The sequence below is a fragment of the Prevotella communis genome (genome assembly GCF_022024175.1).
GTDB classification, from domain to species: domain Bacteria; phylum Bacteroidota; class Bacteroidia; order Bacteroidales; family Bacteroidaceae; genus Prevotella; species Prevotella communis.
In genome coordinates this window covers 739,578-757,980 of sequence record NZ_CP091794.1, presented here as the reverse complement: position 1 = coordinate 757,980, position 18,403 = coordinate 739,578, and the positions used below count along the sequence as shown (strand labels likewise).

Sequence of the window (18,403 nt, the reverse complement as noted above, 5' to 3'; positions counted from 1 at the left end):
CCAACCTTTTCTATTTTTATGATTTCAGTTTAAAAGAATGTTCAATACTATTCAACTCTTCCACGAAAGCCTTGTCCAACTTCATGCGCTGCTCGATAGCTGAGCAACTGTGAATCACTGTAGAGTGATCACGGCCACCAATCAGCTGACCGATACGTGATGCTGGCATCTTCGTGTATTTCTGAGCCAGATACATTGATACCTGACGCACCTGTACGTAATCGCGCTTCCGACTCTTACTGAGCACATGCTGCTGAGAGACGCCAAAGTGCTGACAGACTTTCTCCAGAATATCATCAATGGTAAGGGGATGATTGTCCACCTTCACGGCACGCTTGATAACGCGCTCAGCCAGGTGCATGTCAATATTAGAGTTATAGACAATACTGTAGGCCATCAGGGAATTGAGCACACCCTCCAGGTCACGTACAGAACCGTTGGCTGTCTGGGCAACAAACTGGATCACATCCACAGGAATCTTCAAGCCATCACGACGGCACTTTGAATTCAGTATATCCACACAAAGCTGCACGTTAGGTTTCTCAAGCTCTGCAATCAGACCACAAGAGAAGCGGGTGAGCAGACGGTCCTTCACGCCAACCAAGTCCACAGGGGGACGGTCACTTGCCAGAATAATCTGCTTGCCAAGGCGGAACAGATGATCGAAGATGTGGAAGAAGGTATCCAAAGTCTTGGGAGAATTAACCCATTCCTGAATATCATCAACAATCAGCACGTCAATGGTCTGATAGAAGTTAATGAAATCATTCGTGGTATTCTGACGCACAGAGTCCGTGAACTGTACCTGGAACAGACGGGCAGAGACATAAAGCACACGCTTCTGCGGATACATACGCTTGCACTGCACACCAATGGCATTGATCAGATGGGTCTTACCGCAACCGGAAGGACCATAGATAAAGAATGGGTTGAAGGTCGACTTACCCGGATGCTCTGCGATAGACAGACCTACCGTGCGTGGCAGTTTATTGGAGTTTCCCTCAATATAATTATCAAACGTCTTCTTGGGATCCAGCTGAGGATTCAAGTTCTGGGGCACGGCTGCATCAAGAACCGTAGGCGACTTATTGCCACGTGTTGTTGGACGGGGTGCCTCGATATCACTGGGTGCATCACTCTCCCACTCCTGATTCTTCTTATTCTCCTTGTCGGTAACCAAACGGTACTTCAGACGCACATTAGCCTTGAAACTATTCTGAAGTGCCCACGCCATCAGACGCACGTAGTACTGCTCCAAGTATTCGTAGATATACGGACTTGGAACCTGCACCAATACGGTCTTCTCTTCCTCGTCGTAAGACTCGAAGACGATTGGCTCGAACCACGTTTTAAAGATCTGCTTCGTGACGTTCTGGCTGATGAGATGCAGGCAGTTGTCCCAAAGCGCCTTATGACTATTTTGCATCTAGGCGTTATTATTTTTTAGTTGTTTACTATTAAATTCGCTATTCCTTAATGGCAAGATTATGACTTGCGAGTGCAAAGTTCGCAAAAAAAATCGAAACCTGCAAATAGTTAAAAAACAGATAATGTGTGTACAAATAACGTAACTAGCTATATTTAGGGTAATTATAGTGTTTCACGCTTTTTCGTCAAGAAAAGGCCTTGTGGGATATAAAGTACCTATTTTTCAACTAGTTACAAAATAGCAAATGGGCGTTTCCGCCCATTTTACTATTTAGACAAAATTAAATTTACCTGTCTTTTCTGCCAAAAATAGAGAAGTGTACATAGCGTTTTGGATGCAGTCTCATATCCATCAGCAATGAATCAGCACTACGCATCGTAGCATTCATGTTGTTATAGAGACCCGGATCACGCATCAGCAATCCAAGTGTACCTTCATTACTGTTCAACTTAGCCGTGGTCTGCTCCAGGTTACCCACAGCACGGTCTACCTTCTGCATCGTGGCTCCAAAATCCATCTCATTCAACTGACGGGTCACGCCCTCTGTATTTGTAAGCACACCATCCACCTTTGCCAGCATCTGGGGCATCTGATGGTTCAACTGTGAAGACAACTGGTTCAGTTCATTGGTAGTAGAACCAAGATTTGTCGTAATCTGATCCACGTTATGGACAGAACGCGTGATTGCAGAATCATGCAACAAAGTATTCAGTGCGGCTAGAATAGAATCCAACTTGGGCAACATGACTTCTACCTGAGGTATCATATCTGCAGCCTTATCCATCAATCCACTGGCCATACCACCATCAATGGTATCACCTTTTTGCACCAAGTCAATAGGATTGGGGCCGAACTTCAGTTCCAATTTCACATTTCCAAGCAGATCGCTTGATATCTCAGCTCTGGTACCTTTCGGCAACATCAGATTCTTATCAAGTCCCATCACGGCAACGATATTGTTAGGCTGAGAATAGTCGTACAGAACTTTCTCTACGACGCCCACCTTATATCCGTTGGCATAAACAGGACTTGAGGCCGACAAGCCACTGATATCAGTGAAACGTACATAATACTTATCTGCAGAAGAGAATATATTGAGTCCCTTCAAAAACTGCATGCCAGCAAACAGAATGACAATACCTACGATAGCAGCCAATGCTATTTTTACCTCATTTGTCAAAAATTTCATAGCCGAATATTTTATTAGATTTCTTACTTCTTTTGTTGTGACTCTCTGATGGCCTTCTGGGTATCCATCTTCTCACCATTCTTGAAAGCCACTATAAATGCCTGAGGGAACACCTTTACCACTTGTGCACGGAGCTGTCTGACTTCCGCATAACTCTCCGTAGAGCCCACAGTATATTTCCAGAGTCCACCCTCCTGGTAACTGTCTACGCCATCCAATCCCTTGAAACGGGCATCTCCCGCCTTAATCCTGGTATTGCTTGCCAGGAACTGAACCTTGAAGACAGGCGCAGCAACGGCTACCGTCTTGACGGTATCAGCTTTTGCAGGCTGTGCCGGCTTTACAGACGTCTTTTTTTGTACAGGCTGTTCCTGTTTGACTGGAGCCTCCTGCTTGGCTGGTGCATCCTGTTTCACAGCAACCTCCGGTGTTTCTGCTGGCACAACAGGTGCTTCCTGGACCTCCTGCTTGACGGGTGCTTCTTCCTTCACGCTTTGTTCAGGAACTTCAGGCTCCTCCACCTTTACCGGCATAGGCTGATGGGTAGCCCTGGCCTTGTATTCCACGAAAGCCTGATAGATACCGCGTCCCATGGCCTCCTGATTACTTGGAGCATTCAGATAAGCCTCTTCCGATGGTGTCGTAATATAACCCAATTCTATCAGGCAGGCAGGCATTGATGTCTCACGTAACACAAGGAAGGCATCCTGCTTCACGCCCTTATTGGGACGATTAGCCGTGCGGCAGACATTCTTCTGGATTCCCTTTGCCAGTTCAACACTCTCCAGCATGTTCTTATCGTTGAGCACCTCAAACATGATATAGCTTTCAGGTGAACGGGGATCGAAACCGGAATAATGCTGCTGATAATTATCCTCAATCAGGATCACATCATTCTCACGCATAGCAGCACTGAGTTTCTCGCCTGAGCGACGCATACCCATGGTATAGGTCTCCAGACCCGAGATAGGTTTCTTGCTGGCTACAGAGTTGGTATGTATACTGATAAACACGTCAGCCTTATTCCTGTTGGCAATAGCGGCACGCTCATGCAAAGGGATAAACACATCCGTCTTACGTGTATAGATGACCTTCACGTCAGGACAGTTCTTCTCCACATAACGTCCAAAAGCCAATGCCACCTTCAGGTTGATGTTCTTCTCATACGAGTATTTTCCAGGAGCACCTGCATCCTTACCTCCGTGGCCGGCATCAATCACCAGCGTAAATGGACGTTTCGCCGCAAATGAAGTCACGGCGAAACAGCATATCAACAATAGAAAAACATAAAATTTTCTACTCATACTTTATAGAATCAACTGCAAAATTACGGCTTTTTTGCGAAAAACCCGACAATCATTACAGAGTTTTATCATTTATTAAATGTACACTGACTCCAGCTCCTGCAGAGTCAGCCCCCATGGGTGGATTCAGTTTCGTTAATGTCAAGTCTACAGACTCAGCCAGGGGAAATTCCTTGAAGACAGCCTTTCCTATACGGCCCACCACATGTTCCAATAAGCTTGAAGAACAAGCCATCTCCCGTTTCACGAGTTCAAGCAGCAGGGCATAGTTCAACGTGTCTGAAACGTCATCAGACTCCATCGCCTTATATATATTATAATGTACGCGCAAGGAGACGGAATACTCGCCTCCCACCCTACGCTCCTGTTCCAATACGCCATGATAGGCATAGAGGCGTACATCATTCAGGAATATACTACTCGCCGACAGTTTCATTCGTCTTGCGTATCATCAACATCGCTACTGCCCGGTGCATACTTCTTCAAGGCACGCTCCACGCCGTTTTTCCAGGTATTGATACTCTCTGACTGCAACTGCAGCGAGCCAACCAGCTTAATCACATGCTCTATAGGCATCCTGTAACGCAGCACGCCACTGATCAGTTTGGCATAATTCCAGTATTCAGGATTGAATTTCTCCGACAAACCCTCTACCGTAATCTTATAGCCACGTGTATTCTCAAACTGGAAGTCATAACGTTTAGTGCCATCAGGATTTGTCTGCTTGACAATCTTACCCTTAGTCACAGACTTAGGCAGCACGATACCTTCGTCATCATCCTGCAATCCTGTGAAGATTTCGTATGGGTATCCGTCGAGCAGACCAACCAGAGCCACCCATTTCTCCTTGTTGTTCTGGAAACGCACCACGTCACATTCCAGTGCCATAGGACGAACCTCAGTAACCTGAGGGCCCAGGCAAGCACTCAGATTTCCAACAGGTTGTATATCACGGAAATGCTCTCCCAAGCGTTTCATCTGTTCCTCCGTAACGGGTTTCTTACAGCCTTGTTCACGTTTCAGCAGTTCACTAACCAGACGTTCCTCGCCACCATAGGCAGCTACCAACGCCTGAAGTATTGCGTCGCTCGACGTATTTTTCTGTGTATCCATTTTGTTGCTTTATCTATATCTTGACATTTTTATTGCTGCAAAGTTACTATTTAGTGGACACAAAACAAAGAAAAATAAACCTAATTTTTGTTTTGCGTCCGTTTTTTCGTACTTTTGCATCCAAATTAAGCACCAAAAAGACTTGGAACAGACAACGATGGAACTAAACGAACTGATTACCTCCATAAATGATGCCGTATGGGGCTATGTATTAATCTTCGCACTTGTAGGATGTGGAATATGGTTTACATGGCGCACGCGCTTTGTACAATTCCGCATGGTGGGCGAGATGATACGCCTGCTGGCAGACTCGGCAGTAGATACCGTCGAGGATCAGACACGAGGAAAGAAAGACGGAGAGTCAGGCAAGCGGAAGCATATCTCCTCATTCCAGGCCTTTGCCGTTTCTGTAGCCACCCGTGTAGGCACTGGCAACCTGGCAGGCGTAGCTACAGCCATCGCCATTGGAGGACCAGGCGCCGTCTTCTGGATGTGGATTATTGCCTTGGTAGGTTCTGCCACCGCCTTCGTAGAATCAACCTTGGCCCAGCTGTTCAAGCAGAAACACAAAGACTCGTTCATTGGCGGACCGGCATACTATATCCAGCGGGGCCTGCACCAGCGATGGATGGCTGTGCTGTTTGCCATACTCATCACACTGCAGTTCGGACTATCCAACAACTCCATACAGGCCAACACCATCTGCGGCGCCATGCAAGAAGCTTTCGGCTGGACGCCAGCATGGGTAGGAGTCATACTAGCTGGACTCGGCCTATTCATTGTCTTTGGCGGTATCCAGCGTATTGCACATGTCAGTGCGGTACTGGTACCCGTGATGGCTATTGGCTATGTGGTATTGGCGATTGTTGTCATCGCCATGAATATCAACCTGATTCCCCACGTCTTCAAGGTTATCGTACTTGATGCCTTTGGCATTGAACAGATTGCTGGCGGTGGTATTGGCGCAACCATCATGAATGGAGTCAAGCGCGGTCTTTTCTCCAACGAGGCTGGTGAGGGCAGTGCTCCCAACGTGGCTGCTACCGCAACGGTATCACATCCCGTCAAACAAGGCCTCATCCAGGCATTGGGCGTCTTCACGGATACACTATTGGTATGCTCATGCACGGCATTTATCATCCTGATCAGCGGACTATATCATGTACCAGAACTTAACGGCATAGCGCTCACCCAGTCGGCCCTACAATCAGAGGTGGGAAGCGCCGGTCCCGTCTTTGTAGCCATTGCCATCTTCCTGTTTGCCTTTTCAAGTATCATTGGCAACTACTATTACGGTGAGGCCAATATCCGTTTCATCACCCCTAACACGAAAGTGATGACAACATACCGTATTTTCTCTGCAGGCGTGATGGTCATATTCGGTGCTTTGGCCAGTTTTGAACTGGTATGGAATATCGTTGACTTCTTCATGGCCTTCCTCACGGCCTGCAACCTCATAGCCATCGTGCTCCTGGGACGCTATGCCTTCCGCCTGCTCGACGACTATCGCAACCAGAAGCGCCAGGGTATTAAAGAGCCTGTATTCCACAGGGAATTACTACCTGAACTGGAAAAAGAACTTGATTGCTGGGAATCATAAATAAAAGATATCGATATGAAAAACTTACTCACACGACGCAGTATCCGCAAATACAGCGAGAAAGAGGTCAGCGAGGAACTGCTGAACCGATTAATGAATGAGGCTGCACGCACACAGACCATGGGCAACCTGCAGCTCTACAGTGTAGTCATCACCCGCTCCAACGAGATGAAGGCGAAGTTGGCGCCAGCCCATTTCAACCAGCCTATGGTGACCGAGGCACCTGTCGTACTCACCATTTGTGCTGATTTCAACCGCACTTCCACCTGGGCACGCTGTCGTAATGCCAATCCTGGCTACGACAACTTCCTGTCGTTTATCAATGCTGCCACTGATGCACTGCTCTACACGCAGACACTCTGCAACCTCTTTGATGAAGAGGGACTGGGCTATTGCTACCTGGGCACCACCGTCTATCAGCCGCAACAGATTATCGACGTTCTGCGTCTTCCCCAACTCGTCATGCCAGTAGCCACCATCACTGTTGGCTGGCCAGCCGAAGAGCCTCCCCTCTCCGACCGTCTGCCACTAGAGAGTTTCATTCACCAGGAGACCTACAACGATTATCTGGCTATGGATATTGACAGATACTATGCTGCGAAGGAGGCTTTGCCTGAAAACCAGCATTTCGTGGAGATAAACCACAAAGAAACACTCGCACAGATCTTTACTGACATCCGTTATACCCGCAAAGATAATGAAGCGATGTCGAGAGGACTCGTTGACGCCCTTATCCGTCAGGGATTCCTTCCTCCCTCCATAAAATTAGGGCACTTCTAATTGAAGCGCCCTAATTTTTTATATGAATCGATTCTTAATCCTCAACTACGATAGGCTTGTACTTAGGTACAAGGCTCTTCATGATGAACCAGCCGATGAGGTAAGCCACAGCACAGATGCTGAACACCACCATATAGGCAGCAGGTTTGCCCTCAAAGCCCATCACGGTGAACGCACTACCCTGACTTGAAGCCCAGTCGAAGAATTCACCAGAACCCTTATTGATAGCGAAAGAGCCAAGACCACCAGCCATTGAACCGATACCTGTGATAGTACCGATAGTTGACTTGGGGAACATATCACCGATGGTAGAGAAGAGGTTGGCCGACCAAGCCTGGTGACCAGCGCCAAGGATACCAATCAGGATAGCAGGCCACCAGGCGCTATAAGCACCGAGAGGCTGTGCAAGCAGTCCCAACACGGGGAAGCAGGCGAAAATCAACATGGCACGCATACGGCCCAGATAAGGATTCATACCACGCTTCTCAACGAAATAGGTAGGCAGATAACCACCACCGATAGATACCACCGTCACGATAGCGTAAAGTGTCAGGATAAGCAGGATACCCATCAATGAGTCTGAGGTATAGCCATACTGGTCAGAGAAATAGGCGGGAGCCCAGAACAGGAAGAACCACCACACACCATCTGTCATCAGCTTACCAACGATAAATGACCATGTCTGCTTGAAGGTGAAACACTTCCAGAACGAGATTGTCTTCTCCTCTTTTGCCTCATGCTTATTCTGCACCTCGGCAATATCATTATCCTGCTCGATATAGTTGAGCTCAGCCTGATTCACATACTTACTCTTGTGAGGCTTCTCATAGAGCCACATCCAGAGGCCCATCCACACGAAGCCCAGCACACCGATAATGATAAAGGCCATCTCCCAACCCCAGGCACGAGCCAGCAAGGGAATCGTGGCTGGTGCAGCCAGTGCACCTACAGAGGCACCACTATTAAAGATAGAGGTAGAGAAAGCACGGTCTTTCTTGGGGAAATACTCTGCCGTCACCTTGATAGCTGCGGGGAAGTTACCAGCCTCACCCAGCGCCAGCACCATACGACAGGCCAGGAACATATACATGGAGATGGTTGCCAGCATCACAGCAGCATCACCGGTCAGCTGACCCAGTTCTGCAATAGACGTATAGCCACCCCATTTCATGGCAGCCCAGCCACATCCGGCATGCAGGCAGGCACCCAGTGACCACACGAAGATGGCAATAAGGTAACCCTTCTTGGTACCCATCCAGTCAATAAACTTGCCTGCAAAGAGATTTGCAATGGCATAGAAGATTGAGAAAGCCGCCGTGATATTACCATAGTTGGAATCAGTCCAGTGGAACTCAGGCGAGATAAAGTCTTTCCACGTCAGGGAGAGAACCTGACGGTCCATGTAGTTTACGGTTGTTGCAAGAAACAACAAGCCACAAATAACCCAACGGAAGTTGGACATTTTTGTTTTTGTTAAAGCGCTCATTTTTTTATAATTTAGTTTTTTAGCCCTTTCAAAATTCCATTATCGGATATCGATAACGGGAATATTGTCCTTATCATTATAATACAGGTTCTCGCCAGCCATACCCCAGATAAAGGTATAGTAATAGGTACCTGCAGCAGCATGCATTGACCACTCCGGACTCATGATAGCCTGATCGTTGTGCAACCATACCACACGACTCTCCTCTGGCTGGCCCATGATATGAGCGATGGTCTGCTCCTGAGGCAGGTTGAAGTAATAGTAAGCCTCAATACGGCGTCCGTGAGTATGAGGAGGCATCGTGTTCCAGGCAGCACCGGGGTTCAACTGTGTCAGTCCCAACTGCAGCTGACAGGGACCTTCCTCCAGCACATCATTCACAATCAACTTATAAACAGTACGGTTGTTGCACTCCTCCAGAGAACCTACAGGTCCCCATACGGCAGCCTTCAGCGATCCCTTACGTCCGTCAAGCGTAATCCATTGTGTCTTGTAGTGCTGATGAGCCGTAGCTGAGTTCAGGTAGAACTTGGCAGGCTTCTTGGCATCCTTCGAACGGAAGAGCACCTCTTTGTTCACATCCTTACCCTTGCCGATATGACCTCGGCCAATGTAAAGGGCTTCTTTGGGAGAGAGTGCATATTCCTTGCCGTCAACGATAACGAAGCCATCGCCCTCGCCACAGTTCACAATACCAATCTCACGGTTGTAGAGGAAATATTTCTCCTTGATGTTATTATCCACATCAAGACCCAGTTCCCAGAAGTTCTCCAGCTTCAAGGTCTTTGTCACAGGCATGGCACCACCAAAGATAAAGCGGTCGTAGTGTGAATAGGTCAACAGGATAGAGTCAGCCTCCATCACCTTCTCCATCACGAAACGCTCACGAAGCATCTTCGTGTCATAGTGCTTCACATCCTCAGGATGGCAAGCCGTCTGGAACTTCACATGCTGTGCGCCAACAAATCTGTCAGCTTCCTGTGCATTGGCAGCAGAAAGAGAAAGAGCAATAGCCCCTGCAATTGAAAGAAATGCTTTTTTCATATCTCAATAATTTTTGTATTTGTCATTTAATTGTTCTTTTCCTCACGAACGATGCGCAGGCGGTTCCACGCCACCATGGCAACTGTAATGATTGTCAGCACGCCCATGCCAATCCACTGCAGGTATTTCACACAAGCATAGACAACATAACCAAAGAGCGAAGAAGCGAAGTCCATGGCACCAGCCTGGAAACCTTCAGGAATCTGAGCAGCCTTATCCTGTGTAGCCTCATATACAGTATTGGCAGCCAGCGTAAAGGCAGGAGCCATATCCGTCACGAAATAGAGACCGATGGTTACAGCCACCAGGCCAACGATAAAGGTCTTTACCACATTACCCTTAGTAAAAGGCAATACCATCACGAAGACATAGAACATGCCAGCCAGCGATGCCAACGGCAAGAACTGGTTGTCTGCCTTTGACAAGGCAATAGCCAGAATCAGTGTCACAGGAATCAGCAACAACGACACGACAAGCGTTGTGGGATGACCTATCACCAGTGCCGGTGACATACCGATATAAACTTTCTTACCCTTAAACTTCTTTTTCACCACTTCCTGAGTCTTCTCAGAGATAGGCATCAGGCCATCGATAAACAGACGTGTGATACGCGGAATTAGCTCCATCACGGCACCCATCGTCACACCAAGGAAAAGCACAGACTTCACGATGCTCATCACGGCATCTGACGTAGAAGCAAAACCTGCAGCATACTCCTCAAAATTGGTAAAGTGGTCGAAATGCGCAGCTGCACCTATCAGGGCGCCCACAATGACACCAAGCACCAGCGGTTCACCCAGCACACCGAACTTTTTCTTCAGTCCCTCTGCATCGATATCCAGTTTTGAGAAACCCGGGATACGGTCGAGCAACCAGTTGATGGCGATGGCAAACGGGGTAAAACTCTGACAGAAAGGCTGAGGAATAGAGATGCCCTCCATATTCTCGTAGTAGCCCTGGAACCGATCGGCTGTCAGGTCAGCCATCACCAACGTGACGATATAGCAGCTGATGGCAGCGAAATAGCCCCAAAGCAAGCTCTCGTCCATCACGAAATAAGCCACGGCACCAATGAAGGCAAAATGCCAGTAGTTCCACAAGTCGATATTCACCGTGCGGGTACATTTCGTTACCAGCAACAGGAAATTGATACCCAGGCAAATGGGGATAATCAGTGCACCCACCGCTGTATTGTAAGCCACAGCGGCAGCAGCAGGCCATCCCATGTCAAAAACCTTCAAGTCCAGGTTGAAGATCTTGGAGATGGCATCCAGCGGGGTATTGAAATTGGTTGTCAACAGAGCCGTCACGATGCCCAGTCCAACAAAACCGACACCCACATAAAGACCACTCTTGAGCGACTTGCCGAACTTCATGCCGATGCACAAGCCGATGATAGTGAAGAGGATCGGCATCATGACCGACGCTCCTAACTGAATGATGTAACTGAAAACTTGTTCCATTTCTTATACTTTGTTTGTTTTAGCGTAGATTGGGCGCAAAATTACAAAATAATTATCAATTTCCCATTATCCATTATCAATTATTTGCAATTAATCCTGGAAATAGACACGCTTCACGCGGTTGCTGACACTGGTAAGCACCTCATAAGGGATGGTCTCCAGCACATCACTCAGCACCGTTACAGGCAGGTTCTTACCAAAGATTTCCACGCTGTCACCTTCCTCGCAAGAAATGTCTGTCACGTCAATCAGCGCCACATCCATACAGATATTGCCTACGTATTCTGCCTTTTGTCCGTTCACCAGACAATAGCAATGACGATTACCCAACTTACGGTTCAGTCCGTCGGCATAGCCAATAGGAATAGCTGCAATCACACTGTCGCGCTCCAGTTTTCCCTTGCGGCTGTAGCCCACCGTCTCCTCCTTGGGCACACGGCGCAACTGCAGAATCGTGGTCTTCAATGTTGACACCGTTGACAGGATATTATTGGTACGTGGGTCAACGCCATAGAGGCCAAGTCCCAGACGACACATATCCAACTGTCGCTCAGGGAAGTGCTCTATACCTGCCGAGTTATCTATATGACGGAGAATCTTGTGCGAGAAGGCACCCTGGATCTTCTGACTGGCCTCATCAAACACACGGAACTGCGTTGCCGAGAAGTTATCGAAGTCGTCACTGTCTGAGCCCACGAAATGCGAGAATACAGAACGGGGAATGATGGCCGACTGATGTTTCAGCAAATCAATCAGTTCATCGACATCCTTCTTGGGATCAAAGCCCAGGCGGTGCATGCCGGTATCCAGTTTGATATGCACAGGCCATCCTGTGATACCCTCATGACGAGCAGCCTTCACCAGCGCATTCATCAATCGGAAAGAATACACCTCTGGTTCCAGGTCATAGTCAAAGAGCGTCTTAAACGACGACATCTCCGGGTTCATCACGATGATATTCTGGGTGATACCAGCCTTTCGCAGCGTCACGCCCTCATCGGCCACTGCCACTGCCAGATAGTCCACGCGGTGGTCTTGCAGCGTCTTGGCAATCTCCACGGCACCGGCGCCATAGGCATCAGCCTTGATCATGCACACCATCTTGGTCTCGGGCTTCAGGAATGAACGGTAATAGTTCAGGTTGTCCACCACCGCATTCAGATCCACCTCAAGAATCGTCTCGTGCACCTTCTGTTCCAACAGGTCGCTGATGCGTTCAAAACCAAACGGGCGGGCGCCCTTCAGCAACACGATCTCATCACGCATCGACTTAAAGACACTACTCTGCACAAAATCATCCACATTGGCAAAGAACCACTTCTGACCAATCTCTATCTGCGCAGCCTGACTGGAAATCTCCGGTCCGATACCTACGAACCGGTCGATACCACGCTTGGCTATCAGTTCCGACACCTCACGATACAACTCAGCCGACGACTCACCCGTCTGATAGATATCACTCAGAATCAACGTCTTACGTTTCCCTTCCTGTTCCGGACGACGGTTCATGAAGTCCAGTGCAATATCCAGGGAGTTCACGTCACTGTTATACGAATCATTAATCAACGTCAGTCCGCGCTGTCCCTCCTTCACTTCCAGTCGCATGGCGATAGGCTCCAGCTTTGGCATACGTTCGGCCAGTTCCTCGGGTGTCAGCCCCAGCGTCAGCGCCACCGTAGCACAAGTGATGGAGTTCTCGATACTGGCCTCATCGATAAACGGGATATCATAGCTGCCCTCTATACCTTTATATACATATGACACATGACTACCCTCCGTCTTGACATACATCGGAGCCTTATCGTTGAAACGGGACCATCCGATACGGTCGCCCTGATACTGCGAACGACGCACGCAACGGCTCACCGTGTCATCATCAGAAGGATAAATCATGGTCTCCGTATTGCGGAAGAGCTGGAGCTTCTCCATACATTTCTCATCCATATTACGGAAGTTCTCCTGATGCGCGCTACCCAGGGAAGTCAGCACACCTATCGTGGGCTGGATGATATCATGGAGTGCCAGCATCTCACCTGGCTCACTGATACCTGCCTCCAGCAAAGCCACCTTTGTCTGCTCGTTCAACAGCCAGACTGACAAAGGAACGCCAATCTGTGAGTTATAGCTCTTTGGTGAACGAGTCACCTTCATGGAGGGCGACAAAATCTGATACAGCCACTCTTTCACCCAGGTCTTACCGTTAGAGCCCGTGATACCCACCACAGGGATATCAAACTCATCACGGTGACGCTCGGCCAGGCGCTGCAAGGCAGCCAGTGGCGATGGAACCTTCAGAAAATTAGCATCAGCGAACTGTGCCTGATAATCCTCTGGCACCTGTTCTACTACAAACGACCGAACCCCACGGCGGTAGAGTTCGGATATATATTTATGACCGTCATTGCGTTTAGTGCGCAAGGCGAAAAACAAAGTCTGCTCAGGAAAACACAGAGAGCGACTGTCAGTAAGCAACCAACCTATGGTTGCATCCTTTTCACCATAGCGACGCGCCCCTATCAGGGTTGCCACCTTTTCAATTGTATATGTCATAGTATCGTATTTTAATTTTCAAGACGCAAAGGTACAATAAAATTTTCAATTATCAATTATCAATTATCAATTTTTATTTGTACCTTTGCAGCCAAATTTCAAACTTATAGATAATCAGGTAATATGATTCTTTTCTTCAAGACCCCTCAGAAGAGCGTGATTGCCACGCAGGTGGACCATCAGCTCACACAAGCAGAAGTACAAGAACTTTGTTGGCTCTATGGCAATGCCGAGCCTGTTGACGCCCAGACTATGGAAGGTTTCTTCGTCGGTCCGCGTCGCGAAATGGTGACCCCTTGGTCAACGAATGCTGTTGAGATAACTCAGAATATGGGACTCAGCGGCATTTCTCGTATAGAAGAGTATTTTGCTGTTGCTTCGAAAGATGCCGAGCACGACGAGATGCTTCAGCGCATGTACGAAGGACTGAATCAGGATATCTTTACGATTAACATCAAGCCAGAGCCCATTAAGTATGTGGACAATCTGGAGGAGTACAACGAGAAAGAAGGACTGGCTCTCTCTCCTGAGGAGATTGAATACCTCCACGGACTGGAGAAGCAGAACGGCCGTCCTCTGACTGACTCAGAGATTTTCGGTTTTGCACAGATCAACTCTGAGCACTGCCGTCACAAGATCTTTGGTGGTACATTCATCATTGACGGCCAGGAGATGGAGAGTTCGCTCTTCGCCATGATTAAGAAGACGACGCAGGAGAACCCCAACAAGATTCTCTCTGCCTATAAAGATAATGTGGCCTTTGCGCAGGGACCTGTCGTAGAACAGTTTGCTCCTGCTGATCAGTCAACCAGCGACTGGTTCCGCATCAAGGATATCGAGAGCGTTATCTCGCTGAAGGCTGAGACCCACAACTTCCCCACAACCGTAGAGCCATTCAACGGTGCTGCAACAGGTACTGGTGGTGAGATCCGCGACCGTATGGGCGGTGGCGTAGGTTCATGGCCTATCGCAGGTACAGCTGTATATATGACAGCCTACCCCCGTCTGACTGACGATGACAAGCTGACTCGCGACTGGGAGAACATCATCCCCGTTCGCCAGTGGCTGTATCAGACACCTGAGCAGATTCTGATCAAGGCTTCAAATGGTGCTTCTGACTTCGGTAACAAGTTCGGTCAGCCACTGATTTGTGGTTCTGTGCTTACCTTTGAGCACCAAGAGCCCAACGACACCAAGTATGCTTATGACAAGGTTATCATGCTGGCAGGCGGTGTAGGCTATGGCACCAAGCGCGACTGTCTGAAGAAGGAACCCCAGAAGGGTAATAAGGTGGTCGTTGTAGGTGGTGATAACTACCGCATCGGTCTTGGTGGTGGCTCTGTATCATCTGTTGATACCGGTCGCTACAGCAATGGTATCGAGCTGAATGCCGTTCAGCGTGCTAACCCTGAAATGCAGAAGCGTGCCTACAACCTGGTGCGTGCGCTCTGCGAAGAGGATGTAAACCCCGTTGTCTCTATCCACGACCACGGTTCTGCCGGTCACCTGAACTGTCTCTCTGAGCTCGTTGAGGAGTGCGGTGGTGAGATCGACATGACCAAACTGCCAATTGGCGACAAGACTCTGAGCTCTAAGGAGATCATCGCTAACGAGAGTCAGGAGCGTATGGGCTTGCTCATCGACGAGAAGCATATCGAACATGTACGTAAGATTGCTGAGCGCGAGCGTGCTCCGCTGTATGTGGTTGGTGAGACCACAGGCGATGCCCACTTCTCATTCAAGCAAGGCGACGGCGTGAAGCCTTTCGACCTTGATGTCGCTCAGATGTTCGGTCACTCTCCCAAGACCATCATGAAAGATAATACTGTAGAGCGCCACTATCAGGACGTTACCTACAGTCAGGATAAGATTAACGAGTACCTCGACCGCGTGCTCCAGCTGGAGGCTGTGGCTTGTAAGGACTGGTTGACCAACAAGGTTGACCGTTCTGTGACAGGTAAGATTGCCCGTCAGCAGTGTCAGGGTGAGATCCAGTTGCCTCTGAGCGACTGCGGTGTTGTAGCCCTCGACTATCGTGGTGTGAAGGGTATCGCCACAGCCCTTGGTCATGCTCCTCAGGCAGGTCTGGCTAATCCTGCTGCCGGTTCTGTACTCTCTGTAGCTGAGGCACTGACAAATATCGTCTGGGCTCCACTCGCTGAGGGTATGGATTCTCTCTCACTCTCTGCCAACTGGATGTGGCCCTGCCGCTCTCAGGAGGGTGAGGATGCCCGTCTGTACGAGGGCGTTAAGGCGCTGAGTGATTTCTGCTGCGACCTGCACATCAACGTACCTACAGGTAAGGACTCGCTGTCACTCTCTCAGCAGTATCCTAACGGCGAGAAGATTATCTCTCCGGGAACAGTGATCGTATCTGCCGGTGGCGAGGTTTCTGACATCAAGAAGGTGGTAAGCCCCGTATTGGTTAACGACAAGAATGCATCTCTCTATCATATCGACTTCTCATTCGACGAGCAGCACCTTGGCGGTTCTGCCTTTGCCCAGAGTCTGGGTAAGGTAGGCGACGATGTGCCTACCGTGAAGAACGCTGAGTACTTCGCAGATGCCTTCATGGCTGTTCAGGAGATGATCAACCGCGGATGGATCCTGGCTGGTCACGATATCTCTGCCGGTGGTTTGATTACTACCCTGCTCGAGATGTGCTTCGCCAACCAGAAGGGTGGTATGCATATCAACCTGCACGACATCTGCAAGGATGGCGACGTAGTGAAGGCCCTCTTCGCTGAGAACCCCGGTGTGGTGATCGAGGTGAGCGATGAGCACAAGCAGGAGTTTGCAGACTTCATGGAGGAGCAGGGCGTAGGCTATGCTAAGATTGGTTACTCGGTACCTGAGAGCCGCAACATCGTGGTAAAGGCTGGCGACAAGGAGCTGACCTTCGACATCGACGCGCTTCGTGACACATGGTATAAGACATCATACCTGCTTGATCGCAAGCAGAGTTTCAACGGCAAGGCTGCAGAGCGTTTCGCTAACTATAAGAAGCAGCCTCTGGAGATGAAGTTCAACAAGGACTTCACTGGTAAGCTCTCTCAGTATGGCATCTCTGCCGACCGCCGTCAGCCCTCTGGCATCAAGGCAGCCATCATTCGTGAGAAGGGTACCAACGGTGAGCGCGAGATGGCTTACTGCCTCTACCTCGCAGGCTTCGACGTGAAGGACGTGATGATGACCGACCTGATTTCTGGTCGCGAGACACTCGAGGACATCAACATGATTGTATTCTGCGGTGGTTTCTCTAACTCCGACGTACTTGGTTCTGCTAAGGGTTGGGCTGGTGCCTTCCTCTTCAATCCTAAGGCTAAGGAGGCACTGGATAAGTTCTATGCCCGCGAGGACACCCTGTCACTGGGTATCTGTAACGGTTGCCAGCTGATGGTTGAACTCGGCCTGACAGGTGCCAAGGGTGCCAAGATGCTGCACAACGACTCTCACAAGTTCGAGAGTGAGTTCATCTCGTTGAGCATTCCCCAGAACAACTCTGTGATGTTCGGTTCTCTGAGCGGCAACAAGCTCGGTCTGTGGGTAGCCCACGGAGAAGGTAAGTTCTCACTGCCCGAGGCTGAGAGTGCTTACAACGTGATTGCGAAGTACAACTATGCTGGCTATCCCGCTAATCCTAACGGTTCTGACTACAATGTGGCAGGTATCTGCTCTGCCGATGGCCGTCATCTCTGCATGATGCCTCACCTGGAGCGTGCCGTATTCCCCTGGCAGAATGCATGGTATCCAGCTGACCGCCGCAATGACGAGGTAACACCTTGGATTGAGGCCTTCGTCAACGCACGTAAGTGGGTAGAGGAAAGAATCTAGGAGAATTCTGGAAATCCTAGGCTTTCCTAGGATATCCTAGGTTATCCTATAATATGAAAATAATGAATATCTATTGGGAATCATTTAAGACATTCTTTCACATTGGCATATTCACCCTTGGTGGTGGATATGCCATGATACCCTTGATAGAGGAGGAAGTGGTAAACAAGAAGCAATGGGTGTCGCGTGAGGAGTTTCTCGACCTCATCGCCATAGCGCAGAGTTGTCCGGGTGTCTTTGCTATCAACATCAGCATCTTCATCGGCTACAAACTGCGCAAGATTCGTGGCGCCATCGCCACCGCCCTTGGCACTGCCCTACCCTCATTTCTGATTATCCTCATGATAGCCATGTTCTTTCATCGCTTCGAGGATAATCCCGTGGTAGCAGCCATCTTCCGAGGCATCCGTCCTGCGGTGGTAGCTCTCATTGCCGTACCCACGTTCAATCTGGCCAAGAGCGCCAAGATATCGTGGGTCAACTGTTGGATACCTGTAGCAGGCGCACTGCTCATCTGGCTTTTAGGTGTCTCACCAATTTATATTATCCTAGCGGCAGGCATCGGTGGCTATGTCTATGGCAAATACATCAAGCCAACGGAATGATTTGAA

General features: G+C 49.1%; 12 protein-coding genes and 1 pseudogene. 4 read left to right on the top strand and 9 right to left on the bottom strand.

Features of this window, described 5'->3' with window-relative positions:
• Window positions 1-16 precede the first annotated feature (16 nt).
• The 5 genes and pseudogenes from dnaA to L6466_RS02945 form a co-directional block, all read right to left on the bottom strand.
• Window positions 17-1,426, bottom strand: a complete 1,410-nt coding sequence (gene dnaA, locus L6466_RS02965; RefSeq protein ID WP_237802137.1) for a chromosomal replication initiator protein DnaA — start codon at window positions 1,424-1,426, stop codon at window positions 17-19.
• A gap of 289 nt (window positions 1,427-1,715) precedes the next feature.
• Window positions 1,716-2,618 (bottom strand): MlaD family protein, encoded by a 903-nt coding sequence (locus L6466_RS02960; protein WP_237802138.1) that lies wholly within the window; start codon window positions 2,616-2,618, stop codon window positions 1,716-1,718.
• 23 nt (window positions 2,619-2,641) lie between these two features.
• On the bottom strand, window positions 2,642-3,922 hold the full coding sequence (locus tag L6466_RS02955) for an N-acetylmuramoyl-L-alanine amidase family protein (RefSeq protein WP_237802139.1): 1,281 nt from the start codon (window positions 3,920-3,922) through the stop codon (window positions 2,642-2,644).
• 55 nt (window positions 3,923-3,977) lie between these two features.
• Window positions 3,978-4,358, bottom strand: a complete 381-nt coding sequence (gene folB / locus L6466_RS02950; protein WP_237802140.1) for a dihydroneopterin aldolase — start codon at window positions 4,356-4,358, stop codon at window positions 3,978-3,980.
• Between the two features lie 38 nt (window positions 4,359-4,396).
• Window positions 4,397-4,843 (bottom strand): annotated as a pseudogene (locus L6466_RS02945) (adenosylcobalamin-dependent ribonucleoside-diphosphate reductase); the annotation flags it as partial.
• A gap of 349 nt (window positions 4,844-5,192) precedes the next feature.
• On the opposite strand from L6466_RS02945, the gene L6466_RS02940 reads away from it, so the two are divergent.
• Together L6466_RS02940 and L6466_RS02935 are read left to right on the top strand one after the other, a co-directional pair.
• A complete protein-coding gene (locus L6466_RS02940; RefSeq protein WP_237802141.1) occupies window positions 5,193-6,635 on the top strand; it encodes an alanine/glycine:cation symporter family protein in 1,443 nt (480 codons plus the stop codon).
• Window positions 6,636-6,650: 15 nt separating this feature from the next.
• Window positions 6,651-7,415: a nitroreductase family protein gene (locus L6466_RS02935; protein ID WP_237802142.1), complete on the top strand. Its 765-nt coding sequence runs from the start codon at window positions 6,651-6,653 to the stop codon at window positions 7,413-7,415.
• A 34-nt stretch (window positions 7,416-7,449) separates the two neighbouring features.
• Here the strand turns inward: L6466_RS02935 and L6466_RS02930 are convergent, their stop codons facing one another.
• The 4 genes from L6466_RS02930 to L6466_RS02915 all read right to left on the bottom strand — a co-directional run bounded on the left by L6466_RS02930 (window position 7,450) and on the right by L6466_RS02915 (window position 13,958).
• Window positions 7,450-8,901, bottom strand: coding sequence for an MFS transporter (locus L6466_RS02930; RefSeq protein ID WP_091854748.1), 1,452 nt, complete (start codon window positions 8,899-8,901; stop codon window positions 7,450-7,452).
• Between the two features lie 39 nt (window positions 8,902-8,940).
• The gene (gene kduI, locus L6466_RS02925) at window positions 8,941-9,945 is read right to left on the bottom strand and encodes a 5-dehydro-4-deoxy-D-glucuronate isomerase (protein ID WP_091818509.1); all 1,005 of its coding nucleotides are present in this window, start codon (window positions 9,943-9,945) and stop codon (window positions 8,941-8,943) included.
• A gap of 26 nt (window positions 9,946-9,971) precedes the next feature.
• On the bottom strand, window positions 9,972-11,408 hold the full coding sequence (locus tag L6466_RS02920) for a PTS galactitol transporter subunit IIC (RefSeq protein ID WP_237802143.1): 1,437 nt from the start codon (window positions 11,406-11,408) through the stop codon (window positions 9,972-9,974).
• A gap of 90 nt (window positions 11,409-11,498) precedes the next feature.
• Window positions 11,499-13,958 carry a bifunctional UDP-N-acetylmuramoyl-tripeptide:D-alanyl-D-alanine ligase/alanine racemase gene (locus tag L6466_RS02915; RefSeq protein WP_237802144.1) on the bottom strand — a complete coding sequence of 820 codons (2,460 nt, stop codon included), beginning with the start codon at window positions 13,956-13,958 and terminating at the stop codon, window positions 11,499-11,501.
• 123 nt (window positions 13,959-14,081) lie between these two features.
• Between L6466_RS02915 and purL the strand changes: the two genes are divergently transcribed.
• Together purL and L6466_RS02905 are read left to right on the top strand one after the other, a co-directional pair.
• Window positions 14,082-17,792 (top strand): phosphoribosylformylglycinamidine synthase, encoded by a 3,711-nt coding sequence (gene purL, locus L6466_RS02910; RefSeq protein ID WP_237802145.1) that lies wholly within the window; start codon window positions 14,082-14,084, stop codon window positions 17,790-17,792.
• Window positions 17,793-17,854: 62 nt separating this feature from the next.
• Window positions 17,855-18,397 (top strand): chromate transporter, encoded by a 543-nt coding sequence (locus L6466_RS02905; RefSeq protein ID WP_237803567.1) that lies wholly within the window; start codon window positions 17,855-17,857, stop codon window positions 18,395-18,397.
• Window positions 18,398-18,403: the final 6 nt, after the last annotated feature.

What these genes read in the sequence shown, in the direction of transcription:
- dnaA (WP_237802137.1), bottom strand. Translation starts at nt 1,426, where the DNA reads ATGCAAAATAGTCATAAGGCGCTTTGGGACAACTGCCTGCATCTCATC.
- L6466_RS02960 (WP_237802138.1), bottom strand. Translation starts at nt 2,618, where the DNA reads ATGAAATTTTTGACAAATGAGGTAAAAATAGCATTGGCTGCTATCGTA.
- L6466_RS02955 (WP_237802139.1), bottom strand. Translation starts at nt 3,922, where the DNA reads ATGAGTAGAAAATTTTATGTTTTTCTATTGTTGATATGCTGTTTCGCC.
- folB (WP_237802140.1), bottom strand. Translation starts at nt 4,358, where the DNA reads ATGAAACTGTCGGCGAGTAGTATATTCCTGAATGATGTACGCCTCTAT.
- L6466_RS02940 (WP_237802141.1), top strand. Translation starts at nt 5,193, where the DNA reads ATGGAACTAAACGAACTGATTACCTCCATAAATGATGCCGTATGGGGC.
- L6466_RS02935 (WP_237802142.1), top strand. Translation starts at nt 6,651, where the DNA reads ATGAAAAACTTACTCACACGACGCAGTATCCGCAAATACAGCGAGAAA.
- L6466_RS02930 (WP_091854748.1), bottom strand. Translation starts at nt 8,901, where the DNA reads ATGAGCGCTTTAACAAAAACAAAAATGTCCAACTTCCGTTGGGTTATT.
- kduI (WP_091818509.1), bottom strand. Translation starts at nt 9,945, where the DNA reads ATGAAAAAAGCATTTCTTTCAATTGCAGGGGCTATTGCTCTTTCTCTT.
- L6466_RS02920 (WP_237802143.1), bottom strand. Translation starts at nt 11,408, where the DNA reads ATGGAACAAGTTTTCAGTTACATCATTCAGTTAGGAGCGTCGGTCATG.
- L6466_RS02915 (WP_237802144.1), bottom strand. Translation starts at nt 13,958, where the DNA reads ATGACATATACAATTGAAAAGGTGGCAACCCTGATAGGGGCGCGTCGC.
- purL (WP_237802145.1), top strand. Translation starts at nt 14,082, where the DNA reads ATGATTCTTTTCTTCAAGACCCCTCAGAAGAGCGTGATTGCCACGCAG.
- L6466_RS02905 (WP_237803567.1), top strand. Translation starts at nt 17,855, where the DNA reads ATGAATATCTATTGGGAATCATTTAAGACATTCTTTCACATTGGCATA.